General features: G+C 67.5%; 19 protein-coding genes. 11 read left to right on the top strand and 8 right to left on the bottom strand.

From position 1 onward, the window contains the following. The coding region (locus tag HMPREF2924_RS15365; RefSeq protein WP_070700547.1) for a helix-turn-helix domain-containing protein at positions 1–473 on the top strand (473 nt) is incomplete at its 5' end. 110 nt (positions 474–583) lie between these two features. Here HMPREF2924_RS15365 and HMPREF2924_RS15360 read toward each other — a convergent pair. The 3 genes from HMPREF2924_RS15360 to HMPREF2924_RS15350 form a co-directional block, all read right to left on the bottom strand. Further along, positions 584–1609 (bottom strand): TPM domain-containing protein, encoded by a 1026-nt coding sequence (locus tag HMPREF2924_RS15360; protein ID WP_003129149.1) that lies wholly within the window; start codon positions 1607–1609, stop codon positions 584–586. Positions 1610–1612: 3 nt separating this feature from the next. After that, positions 1613–2221 carry a LemA family protein gene (locus HMPREF2924_RS15355; RefSeq protein WP_003084923.1) on the bottom strand — a complete coding sequence of 203 codons (609 nt, stop codon included), beginning with the start codon at positions 2219–2221 and terminating at the stop codon, positions 1613–1615. 87 nt (positions 2222–2308) lie between these two features. Beyond that, entirely contained in the window at positions 2309–2818 is a 510-nt protein-coding gene (locus HMPREF2924_RS15350; protein ID WP_003101580.1) for a disulfide bond formation protein B, read from the bottom strand. A 227-nt stretch (positions 2819–3045) separates the two neighbouring features. On the opposite strand from HMPREF2924_RS15350, the gene HMPREF2924_RS15345 reads away from it, so the two are divergent. The 3 genes from HMPREF2924_RS15345 (at position 3046) to HMPREF2924_RS15335 (ending at position 4903) form a co-directional block, all read left to right on the top strand. Beyond that, entirely contained in the window at positions 3046–3876 is an 831-nt protein-coding gene (locus HMPREF2924_RS15345; protein ID WP_003084928.1) for a DMT family transporter, read from the top strand. Between the two features lie 69 nt (positions 3877–3945). Further along, on the top strand, positions 3946–4332 hold the full coding sequence (locus HMPREF2924_RS15340; RefSeq protein WP_003101585.1) for an MAPEG family protein: 387 nt from the start codon (positions 3946–3948) through the stop codon (positions 4330–4332). 112 nt (positions 4333–4444) lie between these two features. Next, positions 4445–4903, top strand: coding sequence for a c-type cytochrome (locus tag HMPREF2924_RS15335; protein WP_003129150.1), 459 nt, complete (start codon positions 4445–4447; stop codon positions 4901–4903). Positions 4904–5094: 191 nt separating this feature from the next. On the opposite strand, the gene HMPREF2924_RS15330 is transcribed toward HMPREF2924_RS15335, so the two are convergent. After that, positions 5095–5514: a DUF1090 domain-containing protein gene (locus HMPREF2924_RS15330; protein WP_003084937.1), complete on the bottom strand. Its 420-nt coding sequence runs from the start codon at positions 5512–5514 to the stop codon at positions 5095–5097. A 249-nt stretch (positions 5515–5763) separates the two neighbouring features. Between HMPREF2924_RS15330 and HMPREF2924_RS15325 the strand changes: the two genes are divergently transcribed. Then, positions 5764–6732 (top strand): CE1 family esterase, encoded by a 969-nt coding sequence (locus HMPREF2924_RS15325; RefSeq protein WP_003129152.1) that lies wholly within the window; start codon positions 5764–5766, stop codon positions 6730–6732. A 3-nt stretch (positions 6733–6735) separates the two neighbouring features. Here the strand turns inward: HMPREF2924_RS15325 and HMPREF2924_RS15320 are convergent, their stop codons facing one another. Continuing rightward, the gene (locus HMPREF2924_RS15320; RefSeq protein WP_003129154.1) at positions 6736–7479 is read right to left on the bottom strand and encodes a metallophosphoesterase; all 744 of its coding nucleotides are present in this window, start codon (positions 7477–7479) and stop codon (positions 6736–6738) included. A gap of 204 nt (positions 7480–7683) precedes the next feature. On the opposite strand from HMPREF2924_RS15320, the gene HMPREF2924_RS15315 reads away from it, so the two are divergent. Next, positions 7684–8988, top strand: a complete 1305-nt coding sequence (locus tag HMPREF2924_RS15315; protein ID WP_003129156.1) for a ferredoxin reductase family protein — start codon at positions 7684–7686, stop codon at positions 8986–8988. 56 nt (positions 8989–9044) lie between these two features. On the opposite strand, the gene metK is transcribed toward HMPREF2924_RS15315, so the two are convergent. Both metK and HMPREF2924_RS15305 read right to left on the bottom strand, forming a co-directional pair. Beyond that, a complete protein-coding gene (gene metK, locus HMPREF2924_RS15310) occupies positions 9045–10235 on the bottom strand; it encodes a methionine adenosyltransferase (RefSeq protein ID WP_003084948.1) in 1191 nt (396 codons plus the stop codon). 15 nt (positions 10236–10250) lie between these two features. Continuing rightward, on the bottom strand, positions 10251–11252 hold the full coding sequence (locus tag HMPREF2924_RS15305) for an ArsR/SmtB family transcription factor (protein ID WP_003113231.1): 1002 nt from the start codon (positions 11250–11252) through the stop codon (positions 10251–10253). A gap of 246 nt (positions 11253–11498) precedes the next feature. On the opposite strand from HMPREF2924_RS15305, the gene tkt reads away from it, so the two are divergent. Both tkt and HMPREF2924_RS15295 read left to right on the top strand, forming a co-directional pair. Continuing rightward, the gene (gene tkt / locus HMPREF2924_RS15300; RefSeq protein WP_003129158.1) at positions 11499–13496 is read left to right on the top strand and encodes a transketolase; all 1998 of its coding nucleotides are present in this window, start codon (positions 11499–11501) and stop codon (positions 13494–13496) included. Next, positions 13496–14560 (top strand): hypothetical protein, encoded by a 1065-nt coding sequence (locus tag HMPREF2924_RS15295; RefSeq protein ID WP_019485375.1) that lies wholly within the window; start codon positions 13496–13498, stop codon positions 14558–14560. Before tkt ends, HMPREF2924_RS15295 begins: the two co-directional genes overlap by 1 nt. Here the strand turns inward: HMPREF2924_RS15295 and otnI are convergent. Next, positions 14541–15338: a 2-oxo-tetronate isomerase gene (gene otnI, locus HMPREF2924_RS15290; RefSeq protein WP_003129176.1), complete on the bottom strand. Its 798-nt coding sequence runs from the start codon at positions 15336–15338 to the stop codon at positions 14541–14543. The genes HMPREF2924_RS15295 and otnI overlap by 20 nt on opposite strands. A gap of 214 nt (positions 15339–15552) precedes the next feature. On the opposite strand from otnI, the gene epd reads away from it, so the two are divergent. From epd to HMPREF2924_RS15275, 3 genes are all read left to right on the top strand, one after another. Then, on the top strand, positions 15553–16614 hold the full coding sequence (epd, locus tag HMPREF2924_RS15285) for an erythrose-4-phosphate dehydrogenase (RefSeq protein WP_003084958.1): 1062 nt from the start codon (positions 15553–15555) through the stop codon (positions 16612–16614). A 5-nt stretch (positions 16615–16619) separates the two neighbouring features. After that, positions 16620–17783, top strand: coding sequence for a phosphoglycerate kinase (locus tag HMPREF2924_RS15280; protein ID WP_003084960.1), 1164 nt, complete (start codon positions 16620–16622; stop codon positions 17781–17783). Positions 17784–17855: 72 nt separating this feature from the next. Next, positions 17856–18056 carry a hypothetical protein gene (locus HMPREF2924_RS15275; RefSeq protein WP_003084961.1) on the top strand — a complete coding sequence of 67 codons (201 nt, stop codon included), beginning with the start codon at positions 17856–17858 and terminating at the stop codon, positions 18054–18056. The last annotated feature ends 38 nt before the right edge of the window (positions 18057–18094 follow it).

Genomic DNA, 18094 nt, shown 5'->3' with positions numbered 1-18094 from the left:
CAAATCGGCAGGCGTTCATGCGATTGCCCTGCTTCGTCTCCCAGGTCGAGCGCGGCCTGTCGCGGCCGGCGGTGGACGACCTGGTCGCCATCAGCCAGGTGCTCGGGGTGCCGGCGACCTACTTCTTCTGCTCGCCGAAGACCCAGGCCTCGCCCTGGGTGACCCGTCCGGGCGAGCGTCGGACCCTGGCCTACGCTCGTGGCGCCAGCGACAACCTGGTGTCGCCGCGTCTTGGCGGTGCCTTCTTCATGCTCGAAACCTGCCTTGAAGCGGGTGCCGACAGCGGCGAGCGCGACCTGCTGGACAGCTCGGAGCAGGGTGGCTACGTGCTCGAAGGCGAGCTGACCCTGTGGCTGGAGGACGAGGAGCTGCGCCTGCAGGCCGGCGACGGTTTCCAGATTCCCAGCCATATGCGCAGCCGCTATGCCAACCGCAGCCAGGCGCCGGTCAGGGTGCTCTGGGTATACGCCTGACGAAGCGCGTTACCCTGTCGTTTGCCGGATAGCGGCGAAGACTTCCGGCATCGGCGAGAACCGTCGCCGACCGATGAAAAAAGCCCGAGGCACAGGCCTCGGGCTTTTCGTCACCAGCGTCCGGAGGCGCCGCCGCCGCCGCTGGAGCCGCCGCCACCGCGGAAGATGCTGCCACCGCCGCTGCCGCCTCCCCCACCGCCGCCGCGACTATTGAGGATGGCGCTGAGAATGGCCATCAGCACTTCGCCGGGAAGCAGGAACAGGGCGTAGATGAACAGGGTCGGGGCCAGTACGCCGAGACTGTCGTCCGCCGCGCGGTCGACGTTCTGCCACAGGCCCATGCTCAACAGCCAGGCCAGGCCGGCGACCGCCGCGCTGCAAAGCAGGAAGCGGCCGATGCTGCGCCGCCGCATCCACTGCAACGGCAGCAGGCGTCCGAGCAGGGCCACGGCGAGCAGGACCGCCACATAGACACCGAGGTAGACCGGATTGCCCCAGAGCTGTCCGCTCAGGCCGCTCTTCTTCTTCGGCTCCGGCGGGGCGCTGTCATACACCTCACCCTCGTCGACCGGTGCCGGCAGGGCCCGCGGCGGCGTGGCCTCGGGAACCGCCGGCAAGGCGTCGACGGGAGTGCTGGCGGTAGCGCTGTCCGGGTTCTTCTCGGCATCGATCAGTTGCACCAGGCTGTCCACGCCGGCCTGGATGCCGCCATAGAAATTGCCCTGGCGGAACTGCGGCGTGATCTGCTCGCTGATGATCCGCCCGGCCTGGACGTCGGTGATGGCCCCTTCCAGGCCGTAGCCGACCTCGATGCGCAGGGTGCGGTCGTTCTTCGCCACCAGCAGCAGGACGCCGTCGTCGACCTTCTTCTGGCCCAGCTTCCATTTCTCGAAGGTACGCACCGCGTACTCCTCGATGGAATCGTCGCCGGTGGTCGGGACCAGCAGCACCGCGAGCTGCGCGCCGCTCTTGGCTTCCAGGGCGGCGAGCTGTTGCTCCAGGTGCTGGCGCTGGTCGCCGGAAAGGGTCGCGGTGAGGTCGGTGACCCGCGCCGTCAGCGCGGGTATCGGTGGCACATCGGCCCAGGCGACCAGGCTGGCGAGCAGCAGCCCGGCGCCCAGTAGCAGCCGGCGCATGGCTTACTGCGCCGGTTGCGGGTTGCCGAAATCGACTTTCGGCGCGGTGGAGATGGCCGCTTCGTTTTCCACGCTGAAGTTCGCCTTGGGCTTGTAGCCGAACAGCTTGGCGGTGATCACGCCGGGGAACTGGCGCAGCAGCACGTTGTATTCCTGTACCGACTTGACGTAGCGGCCGCGAGCGACGGCGATGCGGTTCTCGGTGCCTTCCAGTTGTGTCAGCAGGTCCTTGAACAGGCCGTCGGCCTTCAGTTGCGGGTAGTTCTCGGTGACTACCAGCAGGCGCGAAAGCGCCGAGCTCAGTTCGCCCTGGGCCTTCTGGAAGCGCTGCACGGCCTGCTCGTCGTCCAGTTGGTCGGCGTTCAGCTGCACGCTGCCGACCTTGGCCCGGGCCTCGGTGACCTGGGTCAGGACCGACGCCTCATGGGAGGCATAGCCCTTCACCGTGCTGACCAGGTTGGGCACCAGGTCGGCGCGCCGCTGGTACTGGTTGAGCACTTCCGACCAGGCGGCTTTCACCTGTTCGTCGCCGGCCTGCATGGCGTTGTAGCCGCAGCCGCTGAGCAGCAGGGCGAGGACGGGAAGGAGGGCATTTCTGAGGAATCGAGGCATGGTGGTACTCATCCGGGTTGAGAAAGCTCGATTGTAGACCAGCCAATGGCCAGCACGTTCCTTGTGCCGGCACGGATATCGGCGCTGTCAGGCGGTGCGGCGGCCGAATGCCAGCTTGGCCGCCAGGGCCAGCAGGCAGAACACGAACAGCGCCAGCGACCAGACCGCCATGGACTGGCCGAGCAGGGTCCAGACCACTTCGCCGCACAGTCCCTCGGGCTGGAAGACCTGCGGCAGCCAGGTATCCAGCGGTATCCATTCGGGGAAGCCCATGAACATCTTGCAACTGCCCATGCCCTGGGCAGCCAGTTTCTCTTCCGCGACCAGCGACCAGGCGTGGTAGATCCCGCCCAGGCTGGCGGCGAGCATGCCCAGCGCGGCGATGCCGCCGGCGATCCGTGAACGCGGGGCGAGGCTGCCGACGATCCCGGCGAGCACCAGGCCGAGCACGTCCAGGCGAATGAAGATGCACAGCGAGCAGGGCGCGAAGCCGCGCACGTGCTGGAGGTAGAGGACGAAAGCGAGGATCAGCAGGCCGCCGATGGCGACCGCGGGCCAGAACAAGCGGTTGTCGAGGGGCTTGAGGAGAGCGCTCAAGGCAGGGATTCCTGTGTCGTTGATAAGGGAGGCCGGGCCGGCACTGTGCGGCGCTGGCCGATGGTAGTCCATCAGGATTGCCCGAAGATTAAGCCGTTTGACGTAACGATGTCTGCTGCATGTTTCTCCGCTTTCGTAGGAGCTTTCAGGGAAAAACGCCGCAACGGGGTGAGCATCTGGAGGCTCCGCCGGGATAGACTATCCTGGTCTATACCAAAAGGACCATCATGCTAGCCACCAGCCTGGTGCTGTGCGCCGCCGTTCTCCACGCCACCTGGAACACCCTGGTCAAGTTCAGCAGCGACCGCTTGCTGGTCGTCGCCTGCATGGACGTGGTCGGCGTGCTCTGCGCCATCCTGCTGTTGCCCTTCGTCAGCCTGCCGCCGGCCGAAGTCTGGCCCTGGCTGCTCGGCGCCACCGTCCTGCAACTGCTCTACCGGGTACTGCTGATCGAGGCCTACAAGGTCGGCGACCTGGGCCTGGTCTATCCGCTGATGCGCGGGCTGTCGCCGCTGGTGGTGCTGGGCCTGACCCTGGCGTTCGGCGGCGAGCAGCTCAGCGGCCGGCAGATCCTCGGCATCCTGTTGATTCCCTTCGGCATGCTTTGCCTGCTCTGGGGCGGCGGCGGTTCGCGCCTGCCCTGGCGGACCCTGCCGGTGGTGCTGCTGATCGGCCTGTGCATCGGCGGATACACCTGGAGCGACGGCAACGCCCTGAAGCGCTGGCCGTTGGCGCTGGACTACCTGGTCTGGCTGACGCTGCTCTCCGGCCTGCCGTTCCCGCTGATCGCCGCCGGCGCGCGAACCCGCGCCTTCGCCCGCTTCTGGGCGCTGGAGTGGAAGCTCGGCCTGGCGGTCGGGGTCTGCGTGCTGGCCAGCTACGGCCTGGTGCTGTGGGCCATGCAGTTGGGGTCGATCGCCGAAGCGGCGGCGTTGCGCGAGACCAGCGTGCTGTTGGCGGTGCTGTTCGGCATGCGCTTCCTCAACGAGCCGTTCGGACTGCCGCGCCTGCTGGCGTGCGGCCTGGTGCTGGCCGGAATGCTGCTGATGAAACTCTGAAGGGGCTGTGCCTTTACAGAACGAGCGGCGCCAGCTTGAGTTGCAGTTCCACAACCACAAGGAACTGCCATGACCATCGCTTTCTGGTGCGTGCTGATCGCGATCTTCCTGCCTTACGTCTGTACCTCCATCGCCAAGTTCGGCGGGGAGGGCTACGGCGGTCGGGCCAACGCCGACCCGAGGGCGTTCCTCGGTTCGCTCGAAGGCTTTCGCCGGCGTGCCAACAACGCCCAGTTGAACGCTTTCGAAGTGACCCCGGCGTTCGCCGCGGCGGTGATCATCGCCCATCTGGTCGGCAACGCTTCGCAGGCGACCCTGGATAGCCTGGCCATTGCCTGGATCACCAGTCGCCTGCTCTACGTCATCTGCTACCTCGCCGACTGGGGGCCGTTGCGCTCGCTGGTCTGGTTCGTCGGCATGCTGCTCATCGCCGCGTTCTTCGTGGTTTCCGCCTGAGCAGCCCGCTGCGGCCTATGGCCGCAGTGCGGGCGCGCGGCTCTGGATCAATCGGCGGTGGCGGCGGATAATCCGCCGCTTCCGTGATCGACCCTGAAAAAAGAGCCTTGCCATGAAGCTGAAGTCCCTGCTCGTCGTGCTGCTGGCCGGCGTCGCCCTGAGCGGCTGTCACCGTATGGATCCCAATTCGCCCGAGGCCAAGCGCCAGGCGATCTTCAAGGAAATGCTACGGACCAGCGAGGACATGGGCGGGATGCTCCGCGGACGCCTGCCCTTCGACGCGGAGAAGTTCCGCGCCGGATCGGTGAAGCTGCACCAACTGGCCGACCAGCCCTGGCAGTACTTCCCCAGTCCCAAGGCCGGCGAGGAGGGCGAGGACACCCGCGCCAAGGACGAGGTCTGGCAGCGCCAGCAGGAGTTCAAGGCCGCCACCCAGGTCTTCATCGACGCGATGAACCGTCTCCAGGACAACACTCGCCAGGCCACGCCGACCCCGGATGGCGTGCGCAAGGACTTCGCCGCGGTGGAAGACGCCTGCGAAGCCTGCCACAAGAAATTCCGCGCGCTCTGAGGCCGGACCGGGCGTCATACGCCCTGCCTGGAAGGCGCGAGGGGTAGGGCGAATGAGCGCTGGCGCTCATCCGCCGTTGCGGCAGCGCTGGGCGGCACCTGGTGTCCCGCTGCGGCGCGGATGGCGGATAACGCCATGGGCATCATACGCCTTGCGTGGGAGGCGCGAGGCGTAGGGCGGTACCTGGTGTCCTACTGTGCCTGGGCCTGTTCCAGGCCTTTCTTGGCCTCTTCCAGTTCGGCGCGGGCCTCGGCCAGCTTGGCCTTGCGTTTCTCGATCTTCTCCGGATCGCCCTTGCCCATGGCCTTGCGCAAATCCTTCTCGCGTTCGCTGACCTCGCGCTCGCTGTCGATCACCTTCTGCTTGTTCTCCCTCAGCAGGCCGGCTTCGGTGCAGTGTTCCTTGACCTCGGAGAGGGCCTTTTCCAAGCCGGCCACCTGGCCTTCGTTGGCGAACGAACGGGCCGTTTCCAGCTTCGCCTCGATGGCGGCCTGCTTGGCGGCGCAACCGCTGAGCGGGGCGCCTTTGGTGGTGCCCGGCTGGGCGGCGGAGAGCGGCAGGGAGACGGCGAGCAGCAGCCCGGCCAGCGGCAGTGAAGGACGAATGGACATCGGTTGGCTCCTTGATCGAACGGCCGGTGCGGTTGCCGGACGACGGCTCGGCCGAGCGTCCTGGCAGGCGGATGAGGCAGGCGGCAGCCGGCGTGACAAAGGCGCAAGTGTGCCAGCAAACGGCACGGTTGTGGTTGTCCGGGAGCAAAGTACGCCGCCCCGGTGTCTCTGGAGAAGGGCCATGGTTCGGGCATTCCGGCGCAACCCGGCCTAACGTTGTCCGAAGACGCCGAGAACGGGAGAACCGCGATGCGTACGCTGATCCGCCTGGTTCGCACGCTTATCCTGCTGCTGGTCCTGGCGCTGCTCGCCGGCGCCTGGTGGTGGCTGCAGGACGAGGCCCTGCGCACCCCCGCGCTGGCCGGCCACAGCGAGGACTCGAGCCTGAAGGTCGCGGGCCTGCGCCGGCATTACCTGCTCTACGTGCCGCCGGGCGTGACCGAGGGAGCGCCGTTGCTGGTGGTGCTGCACGGCTCACGGGGCGACGGCGCGCAGATGCGCCGCATCAGCGGCTACGGCTTCGACCGGCTGGCGGCGCAAGAAGGTTTCCTGGTGGCCTACCCGGACGGCTTCGAGGGCCACTGGAACGATTGCCGCAAGGCCGCCAGCTATTCGGCGCGGCTGCGTGACGTCGATGACGTGGCTTTCCTCCGCGCGCTGGTGGCGCGGCTGGCCCAGGAATACCGCGTCGATCCGCAGCGGGTATATGTCGCCGGCTACTCCAATGGCGGCCAGATGGCTTTCCGCCTGGCCGCCGAAGCACCGGGGTTGCCGGCGGCGATCGCAACGGTGGCGGCGAGCCTGCCGACCACGGAGAACGATGCCTGTCGGCCGGTCGAGCGGCCGACCGCGGCGTTGCTGATCAACGGCACGCGCGATCCGATCAATCCCTATCTCGGCGGCAAGGTCAGCCTGTTCGGCTTCGGCGACCGGGGCGCGGTACGCTCGACCCTGGACTCGGCACGCTGGTGGGCCGGCCTGAACGGCATCGCCGCGCCGCCGGACGTGGCGCCGCTGACCCGTCCCGGCCCGGTCTGGACCGAGCGCCAGCGCTGGCAGGAAGACGGCCATCCGCCGGTGGAGCTGCTCAGCGTGCATGGCGGCGGCCACGTGCTGGCGCAGCCGGACTATCGCTTCCCGCGGATTCTCGGCAAGAGCGACCCGGAACTGGACGCGCCAGCGGAAATCTGGCGCTTCTTCAGCCAGTTGCCGCGCTGAGGCTCAGACCTCGAAGACGAATTCCGGACGGAACCCGCCTCTCTCGTGGGGATAGCCGCCCGGATTGGCCAGCACCCGTGCCCGGCCGATGCGGTAGTCGAGGGCATCGTGGACGTGACCGTGCAGCCAGTAGTCGGCCTGCGCCACCAGTTCGTCGAGGTTGGAAGCGAAGGCTGGCGACAGCGGGTTGCCGACGAACTGCGGCGGGATCGACAGCGCACTGGGCGCGTGGTGGCTGACCACCAGCGTCGCGCCGTCGTGGGGCCGCGCCAACTGTTCGGCGAGCCAGTCGCGCGAGGCTCGGTGCAGGGCGATGCTCTGCTCGGGGGTGAAGTCGCCGCCGAACCAGTCGATGCAACTGAAGTCCGGCATCGATTGCAGGGCCAGCTCATGGGCGGGCGCATAGCCGTCCGCGCCATAGAGCTGGAAGTCGGTCCACAGGGTGGCGCCGAGGAAGCGCGCCGGGCCGATCCGCGCTTCGTCGTTTTCCAGGAAGTGGATCTCCAGCGCCCGGGCGATATTGCGCATCGCCTGGGTCAGGTCGGTCATTTCCGAGGAGTAGAACTCATGGTTGCCGGCGACGTAGACGATCTCGCTGTCGGCGAAGGTCTCGCGGGCCCAGTGCAGGCCTTCCAGGTGGCTGTGGATATCGCCGGCCAGCACCACCACGTCGGCCTCGACCTCTGGCAGTTGGCGTCGCCCGTCGAAATGCTCATGGTGGAGGTCGGACAGCAGGCGGATCTTCATGGCACGGCTCGGCGGTAGGCGCGGCGGACCAGCATAGCTCCGCCCACCCCGGGGTTGAAGGCCGACAACGATTGACGCAGGTCATGGCTGTGCGGGAAAACCTCGCTGGCCTCGCTAATTCCCTCATGAAGTTAAGGGACAATTAAGACTGGACGCGCAGGGTTCATTCCAGCGATTCGCGCGTTCTGTCGGGGAGTGGTGCCAATGAAACTGTTATGGGGAGTTCTCGCCGCCGCGCTGGCGGCCTGGGGCCTGACGCTGGCCGTCGATCCGCCGGCGAGCCTGGATATCTGGGTGGTGCGCAAGCAGGCGATCCTGCTTACCGGGGTAGCGTCCTTCGCCCTGATGTCGTTGATCATGCTGCTGGCGGTGCGTCCGGTCTGGCTGGAGAAGCCGCTGGACGGGCTCGACCGCATGTACCGCCTGCACAAGTGGGCGGGCATCCTGGCCATCGTCCTCGGCCTGTTGCACTACCTGCTGGAGTTGGCCGGCCCCTGGCTGGCGGGTATCGTCGGCAAACCGGTGAAAGGCCCGCGGGTGGAAACCTTCCTCGATGTCTTCCGTGGCTCGGCCAAGGAGTTGGGTGAATGGTCGGCGTGGATTCTCGGCGGGATGCTGCTGATCACTCTCTGGCAGCGCTTCCCGTATCACCTCTGGCGTTATGTGCACAAGGCGTTGGCCCTGGTCTACCTGGTACTGGCCTTCCATTCCGTGGTGCTCGCCCCGGCCAGCTACTGGAGCCAGCCGGCCGGTTGGCTGGTGGCGGCCTGCGCTCTGCTCGGTTCGGCCTGCGCACTGTTGTCTCTGAGCGGGCGGATCGGTCGCGCGCGCCGCCATGCGGGCGTGGTCACCGCCGTCGAGCGGCACGGCGAAAGCCTGCTCGAGGTGACCTGCCGGCTGCAGGGCGACTGGTCGCACAGGGCCGGGCAGTTCGCCTTTCTCACCTGCGACCGCCTGGAGGGTGCCCATCCGTTCACCATCGCCAGCGCCGACCGCGGCTGCGGCGAGGTGCGCTTCAGCATCAAGGCGTTGGGCGACTACACCCGGCGCCTGCAGGACAACCTGGAGGTCGGCGCCAGGGTCGAGGTGGAGGGGCCATACGGCTGCTTCGACTTCCGCCGTGGCCTGGCCGGGCGGCAGGTCTGGGTCGCCGCCGGGATCGGCGTGACGCCGTTCATCGCCTGGCTGGAGTCGCTGCAGGCCGCGCCGGAAAGCGCGCCGTCGGTGGAGCTGCACTATTGCGTGCGCAATTCCCAGGAAGCGCTGTTCGCCGGGCGCTTGCGCGAGCTTTGCGAACGCTTGCCCAGCGTGATCCTGCACATCCGCTATAGCGACGAGCAGGGCAAGCCGCAGGCGGCGCAACTGGGCGTGCTGAAGAGCGCCGAAGGACGCTGGCCGAGCGTCTGGTTCTGCGGTCCGCAGGGGCTGGCCGACAGCCTGCGCCGCGATCTGCGCCGGCAGGGCATGCCGCTGCGGCTGTTCCACCAGGAAGCCTTCCGCATGCGCTGAGCCTGCCGGAAACGAAAAAGCCCCGCCGAAGCGGGGCTTTTTCATCGCGCGGTCGCTCAGAGGCCGGCGGCGTCGCGCAGGAGAGCGGCCTTGTCGGTCTTCTCCCAGGTGAACGCGGTGAAGGTATCGCCGTCCACGGTCAGCTCGAACGGATGACGACCGAAGTGGCCGTAGGCCGCGGTCGGCTGGTACATCGGGTGGAGCAGGTCGAGCATCTTGGTGATCGCGTACGGGCGCAGGTCGAAGTGCTCGCGGACCAGTTGCACGATCTTCTCGTCGCTGACCTTGCCGGTGCCGAAGGTGTTGATCGAGATCGAGGTCGGCTGGGCCACGCCGATGGCGTAGGAAACCTGGATCTCGCAACGCTCGGCGAGGCCGGCGGCGACGATGTTCTTCGCCACGTAGCGGCCGGCGTAGGCGGCGGAGCGGTCGACCTTGGACGGGTCCTTGCCGGAGAACGCGCCGCCGCCGTGGCGGGCCATGCCGCCGTAGGAGTCGACGATGATCTTGCGTCCGGTCAGGCCGCAGTCGCCGACCGGGCCGCCGATCACGAAGTTGCCGGTCGGGTTGATGTGGAACTGGGTGTCCTTGTGCAGCAGCTCGGCCGGCAGCACCTGCTTGATGATCAGCTCCATCACGCCGTCGCGCAGGTCGTTATAGGAGACTTCCGGGTTGTGCTGGGTGGACAGCACCACCGCATCGATGCCGACCACCTTGCCGCCTTCGTAGCGGCAGGTCACCTGGGACTTGGCGTCCGGGCGCAGCCATGGCAGCAGGCCGGACTTGCGCGCCTCGGCCTGGCGCTCGACCAGGCGGTGGGAGAAGCAGATCGGCGCCGGCATCAGCACGTCGGTCTCATTGCTGGCGTAGCCGAACATCAGGCCCTGGTCGCCGGCGCCCTGGTCTTCCGGCTTGGCCCGGTCGACGCCCTGGTTGATGTCCACCGACTGCTTGCCGATGATGTTCAGCACGCCGCAGGTGGCGCCATCGAAGCCGACGTCGGAGCTGTCGTAGCCGATGTCGATGATGACCTTGCGCACCAGCTCTTCCAGGTCGACCCAGGCGGAGGTGGTGACTTCACCGGCGATGATCGCCACGCCGGTCTTGACCAGGGTTTCGCATGCCACGCGAGCGTACTTGTCCTTGGCGATGATGGCGTCCAGCACCGCGTCGGAGATCTGGTCCGCGATCTTGTCCGGATGGCCTTCGGACACGGACTCGGAGGTGAAAACGGAATATTCGCTCATCAATCGGTTCCTACATTACCGGTGGGTGAGGCGGCTTTCGGATGCATCCCTGGCGAAGTGCCGGACCTGGATCTGGAAGCCATTGCGTAAACCAATGTAAAGACTCTCGCCGGGCGTGAGCCCTGCGGCGTCGGCCCACTGGGCCAGGTCCTCCTGTTCGAAACCCAACCAGAGGTCGCCGCAGGCCTCCCTGGCCCAGCCCTGGTTGTGCCGGCACAAGTCCGTCACCAGCAGGCTGCCGCCCGGATGGACCAGGCGGGCCAACTGTTTCAGCGCCTCCGCCGGCGCGGCGAAGTGGTGCAGGACCATGTTCAGCACCACGCAATCGGCCGGTTCGGCGGCATCCTGCAGGGCATCGGCCAATTCCAGGCGGACGTTGCCCAATCCTTCTTCCTTGCAGCGCTGGCGCGCCAGTTCCAGCATCGCCGCGCTGTTGTCCAGCGCCGTGACCTGGCGGAAACGCCTGGCGAGTTCCGGCAGGAACCCGCCGTCCCCCGGGCCGACCTCCAGCGCCGTGGCGCCGGGGGCGAAGGCCAGTGCGTCGAGCAAGGCCAACACGCTCTCACGGTATTGCGGCAGTCCTGCGATCAGGTCCTGCTGGGCCTGGAACTTGTCCGCCGCGCGGGCGAAGAAGTCCTGGCTGACCGCCGCGCGCTGGGCGTGCACGGCATCGATCCGCGCCCGCACGTCGTCGGGTAGCGCCCGTTCGTCCACTTCCTCCAGCAGCGCCGCGTGCAGCGCGCCGCCGGTGCGTTCGGCCAGGGGCAGCGAACGCCGGTAGAAGATCGCGTTGCCCTCGCGGCGCGTCGCCACCAGCCCGGCCTGGGCCAGCACCTTGAGGTGGTGGCTCATGCCCGACTGGCCGATGGCGAAGATCTGCGCCAGCTCCAGCACGCCGAACGAATCGTTGGCCAGGGCGCGCAACACATTCAGTCGCAGCGAGTCGCCAGCCGCCTTGCACAGCGCGGCGAGCGGGTCGTAGTCGTCTGGTCGTATCGAAGGCACGCGAAGGCTCATGGAGGCGCAGTCTAGTACCGGGTCCGAACCCCGGCAATGCCTGTATCAAAAATTTTTGATATTGATGACGGGTGGCCGTCGCGCAATTGCAATCCGGCTGCGCCAGGCTTCTGGCAAAACCGGTCGGCAGCGACATACTGTCCCCCTGCCGATCTGTCATTGCCCCTTGGGCCTTCGGTGGGCGAAAATGGCGCCCTTTTTTTCACTCCTGGTCTTCCGACCAGCAACCCCCGTAGGAGAATTGCGATGCCCAGCCGTCGTGAGCGAGCCAATGCCATCCGTGCACTGAGCATGGATGCCGTGCAGAAAGCCAACAGCGGCCACCCGGGCGCCCCGATGGGCATGGCCGATATCGCCGAGGTCCTCTGGCGCGACTACATGCAGCACAACCCGAGCAACCCGCAGTGGGCCAACCGCGACCGCTTCGTGCTGTCCAACGGCCACGGCTCGATGCTGATCTACTCCCTGCTGCACCTCACCGGGTACGACCTCGGCATCGAGGACCTGAAGAACTTCCGCCAGCTCAACTCGCGCACCCCGGGCCACCCGGAGTACGGCTACACCGCCGGCGTCGAGACCACCACCGGCCCGCTCGGCCAGGGCATCGCCAATGCGGTGGGCATGGCGCTGGCGGAGAAGGTCCTGGCCGCCCAGTTCAACCGCGACGGCCACGCGGTGGTCGACCACTACACCTACGCCTTCCTCGGCGACGGCTGCATGATGGAAGGCATTTCCCATGAGGTCGCCTCGCTGGCCGGCACCCTGCGCCTGAACAAGCTGATCGCCTTCTACGACGACAACGGCATTTCCATCGACGGCGAGGTCCACGGCTGGTTCACCGACGACACCCCGAAGCGCTTCGAGGCCTATGGCTGGCAAGTGATCCGCAACGTCGACGGGCATGACGCCGACGAGATCAAGACCGCCATCGATACCGCGCGCAAGAGCGACCAGCCGACCCTGATCTGCTGCAAGACCGTGATCGGTTTCGGCTCGCCGAACAAGCAGGGCAAGGAAGAGTGCCACGGCGCGCCGCTGGGCGCCGACGAGATCGCCGCGACCCGCGCCGCGCTGGGCTGGGAGCACGCTCCGTTCGAGATCCCGGCGCAGATCTACGCCGAGTGGGACGCCAAGGAATCCGGCGCCGCCCAGGAAGCCGAGTGGAACAAGCGTTTCGCCGCCTACCAGGCTGCCCATCCGGAACTGGCCGCCGAATTGCTGCGCCGCCTGAAGGGCGAGCTGCCGGCCGACTTCGCCGAGAAGGCCGCGGCCTACGTCGCCGATGTTGCCAACAAGGGTGAGACCATCGCCAGCCGCAAGGCCAGCCAGAACGCGCTGAACGCCTTCGGCCCGCTGCTGCCGGAGCTGCTCGGCGGTTCCGCCGACCTGGCCGGCTCCAACCTGACCCTGTGGAAGGGCTGCAAGGGCGTCAGCGCCGACGACGCCGCCGGCAACTACGTGTTCTACGGCGTGCGCGAATTCGGCATGAGCGCGATCATGAATGGCGTCGCCCTGCACGGCGGTTTCATTCCCTACGGTGCGACCTTCCTGATCTTCATGGAATACGCGCGCAACGCCGTGCGCATGTCCGCACTGATGAAGCAGCGCGTGCTCTACGTGTTCACCCACGACTCCATCGGCCTCGGCGAGGACGGCCCGACCCACCAGCCGATCGAACAACTGGCCAGCCTGCGCCTGACCCCGAACCTGGACACCTGGCGCCCGGCCGACGCGGTCGAGTCGGCGGTGGCCTGGAAGCATGCCATCGAGCGTGCCGACGGTCCGTCCGCGCTGATCTTCTCCCGCCAGAACCTGCCGCACCAGGCGCGCGACGTCGCCCAGGTGGCCGATATCGCCCGCGGCGGCTACGTGCTGAAGGACTGCGAAGGCGAGCCGGAACTGATCCTGATCGCCACCGGTTCGGAAGTCGGCCTGGCCGTGCAGGCCTACGACAAGCTCAGCGAGCAGGGCCGCAAGGTCCGCGTGGTATCGATGCCGTGCACCAGCGTCTACGAGCAGCAGGACGAGTCCTACAAGCAGTCCGTGCTGCCGGTGGAAGTCGGCGCGCGCATCGCCATCGAGGCCGCCCATGCCGACTACTGGTACAAGTACGTCGGTCTCGACGGGCGCATCATCGGCATGACCAGCTTCGGCGAGTCGGCTCCGGCCCCGGCGCTGTTCGAGCACTTCGGCTTCACCCTGGACGACGTCCTGGCGGTGGCCGAGGAGCTGCTGGAAGACTGATGCACACGCTCTACTGGCGGGACCTCGAAAGCCCCGCCAATGGCGAATGGCTGGGCCTCGCGGTCCAGGTGGAGGGCGCCCATCGGGCGCCCTCTTTCCTTCATCTGCAATCCGGCGGCCAGGCCCGCATTCGCCTGATGCGTGGCGATCAGCCGCTGCTCTGGGCCACCCAGTTGCCGTACCACGATGGCATCTGGCTGGTGAAGAGCCTGGTCGCGGCGAGCCCGGCGCAGGCCAGCGTGCCGCCCATCGACTCGCCGACCCTGGAAGCGTTGCGCGGCCTGCGCGGCGAGGCCCGCTACAAGGCCTGGAGCCGCTATTTCGTCGAGACCCTGCGTACCAGCCCGGGCAGTTGCCTGGAGGCCGGGCGCTGGTTGCTGCGCCTGTCGCTCGCCGAGCAGGTGCCCGCCTGGCAGCCACCGCAGAGCCACGATCCGCGCGAACGGGTGCTGGAACGCTGGCGCTACCGCAGCGTCGGGCGCGACGCACTGTTGCCGGACTGGCGCTTCTACAGCCTGGAGAAGGTCCTCGACGACGACTGGGTGCAGTGGCTCGACTGGTGGGGACGCGACAACGACGCCCTGATCGCCCTGCGCCGGGTCGAGGATGACGAGGGGCGGGTCAAGTGGTGGCGCAAGAAGGCCCGCGAAGGCGAGCTGCCGCCGGTGCTGGCGCTGCGCCTGAACTGCCTGGATGCCTGCGTGATCCTCGATGGCCACTGCCGGCTGCGCGCTGGCCTGCTGGAGAACGTCGCGCCGGAGATCCTGGTGCTCTGTGCCTACGACGAGCAGCCGATGCCGGTGGATACGACACAGCGCGAACGGGTGCTGCAATCGCTGGCGCAGCGGGTCGACGCCCCGGTGCGCCGTGGACGCCGGCCGCTGGATAGCGAACAGCTCAACCAGGTGCTGCTGCGCCTGTTCGACGACCGTCCCTGGCCGCGAGTGCTGACCCGTGCCCGCGCGGTGCTGAAGGAAGAACAGTGGTGCGCGGAAGTGCGCGACTGGCTGGCCGCCCGCGAGCGCCTGGACGCGCTGGAGCCGATCATCCGTCGCGTCGAGTAGCGCGCCAGCGCCGCAGCCATTCCAGGCCTGCCGAGGTGTCGCCGCGCGGACGGTACTCGCAGCCGATCCAGCCCTGGTAGCCGAGCCGGTCGAGTAGCTCGAACAGGTAGGGGTAGTTCACTTCGTTGTCGTCATCCGGCTCGTGGCGGTCGGGTACCCCGGCGATCTGGACGTGGCCGATATTGCCGATGTCGCGACGCAGGGTGGTGGCCAGGTCGCCCTCGACGATCTGGCAGTGGTAGCAGTCGAACTGTACCTGCAGGTTGTCCGCGCCGACCTCGCGGCAGATGGCCTGGGCGTCGTCCTGGCGGGTGAGGAAGAAGCCCGGCATGTCGCGGTTGTTGATCGGCTCTATGAGCACCGTCAGCCCGGCGCCGGCGGCCTCGCGGGCGGCATGGGCGAGGTTGTCGAGGTAGGTCTCGCGGTGGCGGATGCGGTCGGCGCCGGCCGGCAGCAGTCCGGCCATGACATGGATGTGGCGGTTGCCGAGGACCTGGGCATAGTCGATGGCCTGGGCGATGGCGCGGCGGAATTCGGCCTCGCGCCCCGGCAGGCTGGCCAGGCCGCGCTCGCCCTTGTCCCAGTCGCCGGGTGCGGCATTGAACAGCACCTGGCGCAAGCCGTGGTCGTCCAGCCGGGCCTTCAGTTCGGCCGCAGGGTAGGCATAGGGGAACAGGTACTCCACGCCCTCGAAGCCGTCCGCCGCGGCAGCGGCGAAGCGATCGAGGAAGTCGTGTCGGGGGTAGAGCATGCTGAGGTTGGCAGCGAAGCGGGGCATCTGGCGCTCCTGGCGGTCGGTGGATGCGGGCGAGCCTTGCACAGCGGAACGCGGTCGCGCCAGCCAGGTGTCGCATGAATCGTTTCAGCGCCTGCAGGCGAGCCGTTGCCGCGGCGCACGCCGCGCCGCGCGGGTCGCGGACGGTTCCCAGGCGGGCCCATCCCCCGCATAATTGGCGCCTTTCACTGGCCCCTTGCCGGAGCTCTCCCTGCCGATGTCCACCCCGCCTTTTCGCGTCGCGCTCAATGGCTATGGCCGTATCGGCCGCTGCGTCCTGCGCGCGCTGCACGAGCGCCCGGAGCAACTGGGCTTCGAGATCGTCGCGCTGAACGACCTGGCCGACCAGGCCAGCGTCGAGTACCTGACCCGCTTCGACTCCACCCATGGCCGCTTTCCCGGCGAAGTGAAGGTCGACGGCGACTGCCTGCACATCAACGGCGATTGCGTGAAGGTGCTGCGCAGCCCGACTCCGGAGGCCATCGACTGGCAGGCGCTGCGGGTCGACCTGGTGCTGGAGTGCTCCGGCCAGTACACCAACCGCGCCCAGGCCGAGCGTTTCCTCCGCGCCGGCGCGCCGCGGGTGCTGTTCTCGCAGCCGATGGCGAGCGAGGCGGACATCGACGCCACCATCGTCTATGGGGTCAACCAGCAGGACCTCAGCGGCCGCGAAACGCTGGTCTCCAACGCCTCCTGCACGACCAATTGCGGGGTGCCGCTGCTCAAGCTGCTGAACGAGGCGATCGGCCTGGAATACGTGTCGATCACCACCATCCACTCGGCGATGAACGACCAGCCGGTGATCGACGCCTACCACCATGAGGACCTGCGCCGTACCCGTTCGGCGTTCCAGTCGGTGATCCCGGTGTCCACCGGTCTGGCGCGCGGCATCGAACGCCTGTTGCCGGAACTTGCCGGGCGCATCCAGGCCAAAGCCATACGCGTGCCCACGGTGAACGTCTCGGCGCTGGACATCACCCTGCAGACTTCCCGCGACACCTCCGCCGCCGAGATCAACCGGGTGCTTCGCGAGGCCGCCGAAAGCGGCCCGCTGCGCGGACTGCTGGCTTATACCGAGCTGCCGCACGCCAGTTGCGATTTCAACCACGACCCCCATTCGGCCATCGTCGATGGCAGCCAGACCCGCGTTTCCGGGCCTCGCCTGGTCAACCTGCTGGCCTGGTTCGACAACGAATGGGGATTCGCCAACCGTATGCTCGACGTCGCCGGACACTACCTGCGCGCCGCCGTGCCTGATCAACAAGTACCCAAGGACTGATTGTCATGACCGTGTTGAAGATGACTGACCTCGACCTCAAAGGTAAGCGCGTGCTGATCCGCGAGGACCTCAACGTGCCCGTGAAGGACGGCCAGGTGCAGAGCGATGCACGGATCAAGGCCGCCCTGCCGACCCTCAAGCTGGCCCTGGAGAAGGGCGCGGCGGTGATGGTCTGCTCGCACCTGGGCCGTCCGACCGAGGGCGAGTTCTCCGCCGAGAACAGCCTGAAGCCGGTGGCCGAGTACCTGTCCAAGGCCCTGGGCCGCGAAGTGCCGCTGCTGGCCGACTACCTCGACGGCGTCGAGGTCAAGGCGGGCGACCTGGTGCTGTTCGAGAACGTGCGCTTCAACAAGGGCGAGAAGAAGAACGCCGACGAGCTGGCGCAGAAGTACGCCGCGCTGTGCGACGTGTTCGTGATGGATGCCTTCGGTACCGCCCACCGCGCCGAGGGGTCGACCCACGGCGTGGCCAGGTTCGCCAAGGTCGCCGCCGCCGGCCCGCTGCTGGCCGCCGAACTGGACGCGCTGGGCAAGGCGCTGGGCAACCCGGCGCGGCCGATGGCGGCGATCGTCGCCGGCTCCAAGGTTTCCACCAAGCTCGACGTGCTGAACAGCCTGGCCGGCATCTGCGACCAGCTGATCGTCGGCGGCGGCATCGCCAACACCTTCCTCGCCGCGGCCGGACACAAGGTCGGCAAGTCGCTGTACGAGGCCGACCTGGTCGAGACCGCCAAGGCCATCGCCGCCAAGGTCAAGGTGCCGCTGCCGGTGGACGTGGTGGTGGCCAAGGAATTCGCCGAGAGCGCCGTGGCGACCGTCAAGGCCATCGCCGAGGTCGCCGACGACGACATGATCCTCGACATCGGCCCGCAGACCGCCGCGCAGTTCGCCGAGCTGCTGAAGACCTCGAAGACCATCCTGTGGAACGGTCCGGTCGGGGTGTTCGAGTTCGACCAGTTCGGCGAGGGCACCCGTACCCTGGCCAATGCCATCGCCGATAGCGCGGCGTTCTCCATCGCCGGCGGCGGCGATACCCTGGCGGCGATCGACAAGTACGGCATCGCCGAGCGGATCTCCTATATTTCCACCGGTGGCGGCGCGTTCCTCGAGTTCGTCGAGGGCAAGGTCCTGCCGGCCGTGGAAATCCTGGAGCAGCGCGCCAAGGGCTGACGCAGACGGGGCAAACCATTCGCCGTCCTCGGGGGTCACACCTTTGAGGACGACGAAAAAAGGAGGTGCCCCATGCGTTCCGTAACCTTGCCACTCCTGATGTTCTGCCTGGGCCTGGCCGCCTGTAGCGGCGATGGCGGTCGACGCCCGAGCACCTGCGAGGTGATCAGTCCGCCGGACGTGATGGTGCCGACCGAGCAGAACCGCCAGCGGGTCGAGCAGCAGAGCAGCGGCGATCCGACCGCCGGACAAAAGCCGGTGGAATGCCCGTAGTGCTTTTCTGCCAGTTTCTACGGAAAGGGCTGGGGATT

It is taken from the genome of Pseudomonas sp. HMSC063H08, from assembly GCF_001813645.1.
Taxonomy (GTDB): domain Bacteria; phylum Pseudomonadota; class Gammaproteobacteria; order Pseudomonadales; family Pseudomonadaceae; genus Pseudomonas; species Pseudomonas aeruginosa.
The sequence above is the reverse complement of the archived record's forward strand: the minus strand, read 5'-3'. Positions and strand labels throughout refer to the sequence as shown.

What these genes read in the sequence shown, in the direction of transcription:
- HMPREF2924_RS15360 (WP_003129149.1), bottom strand. Translation starts at nt 1,609, where the DNA reads ATGCGCCGGCTGCTACTGGGCGCCGGGCTGCTGCTCGCCAGCCTGGTC.
- HMPREF2924_RS15355 (WP_003084923.1), bottom strand. Translation starts at nt 2,221, where the DNA reads ATGCCTCGATTCCTCAGAAATGCCCTCCTTCCCGTCCTCGCCCTGCTG.
- HMPREF2924_RS15345 (WP_003084928.1), top strand. Translation starts at nt 3,046, where the DNA reads ATGCTAGCCACCAGCCTGGTGCTGTGCGCCGCCGTTCTCCACGCCACC.
- HMPREF2924_RS15340 (WP_003101585.1), top strand. Translation starts at nt 3,946, where the DNA reads ATGACCATCGCTTTCTGGTGCGTGCTGATCGCGATCTTCCTGCCTTAC.
- HMPREF2924_RS15335 (WP_003129150.1), top strand. Translation starts at nt 4,445, where the DNA reads ATGAAGCTGAAGTCCCTGCTCGTCGTGCTGCTGGCCGGCGTCGCCCTG.
- HMPREF2924_RS15330 (WP_003084937.1), bottom strand. Translation starts at nt 5,514, where the DNA reads ATGTCCATTCGTCCTTCACTGCCGCTGGCCGGGCTGCTGCTCGCCGTC.
- HMPREF2924_RS15325 (WP_003129152.1), top strand. Translation starts at nt 5,764, where the DNA reads ATGCGTACGCTGATCCGCCTGGTTCGCACGCTTATCCTGCTGCTGGTC.
- HMPREF2924_RS15320 (WP_003129154.1), bottom strand. Translation starts at nt 7,479, where the DNA reads ATGAAGATCCGCCTGCTGTCCGACCTCCACCATGAGCATTTCGACGGG.
- HMPREF2924_RS15315 (WP_003129156.1), top strand. Translation starts at nt 7,684, where the DNA reads ATGAAACTGTTATGGGGAGTTCTCGCCGCCGCGCTGGCGGCCTGGGGC.
- metK (WP_003084948.1), bottom strand. Translation starts at nt 10,235, where the DNA reads ATGAGCGAATATTCCGTTTTCACCTCCGAGTCCGTGTCCGAAGGCCAT.
- HMPREF2924_RS15305 (WP_003113231.1), bottom strand. Translation starts at nt 11,252, where the DNA reads ATGAGCCTTCGCGTGCCTTCGATACGACCAGACGACTACGACCCGCTC.
- tkt (WP_003129158.1), top strand. Translation starts at nt 11,499, where the DNA reads ATGCCCAGCCGTCGTGAGCGAGCCAATGCCATCCGTGCACTGAGCATG.
- HMPREF2924_RS15295 (WP_019485375.1), top strand. Translation starts at nt 13,496, where the DNA reads ATGCACACGCTCTACTGGCGGGACCTCGAAAGCCCCGCCAATGGCGAA.
- otnI (WP_003129176.1), bottom strand. Translation starts at nt 15,338, where the DNA reads ATGCCCCGCTTCGCTGCCAACCTCAGCATGCTCTACCCCCGACACGAC.
- epd (WP_003084958.1), top strand. Translation starts at nt 15,553, where the DNA reads ATGTCCACCCCGCCTTTTCGCGTCGCGCTCAATGGCTATGGCCGTATC.
- HMPREF2924_RS15280 (WP_003084960.1), top strand. Translation starts at nt 16,620, where the DNA reads ATGACCGTGTTGAAGATGACTGACCTCGACCTCAAAGGTAAGCGCGTG.
- HMPREF2924_RS15275 (WP_003084961.1), top strand. Translation starts at nt 17,856, where the DNA reads ATGCGTTCCGTAACCTTGCCACTCCTGATGTTCTGCCTGGGCCTGGCC.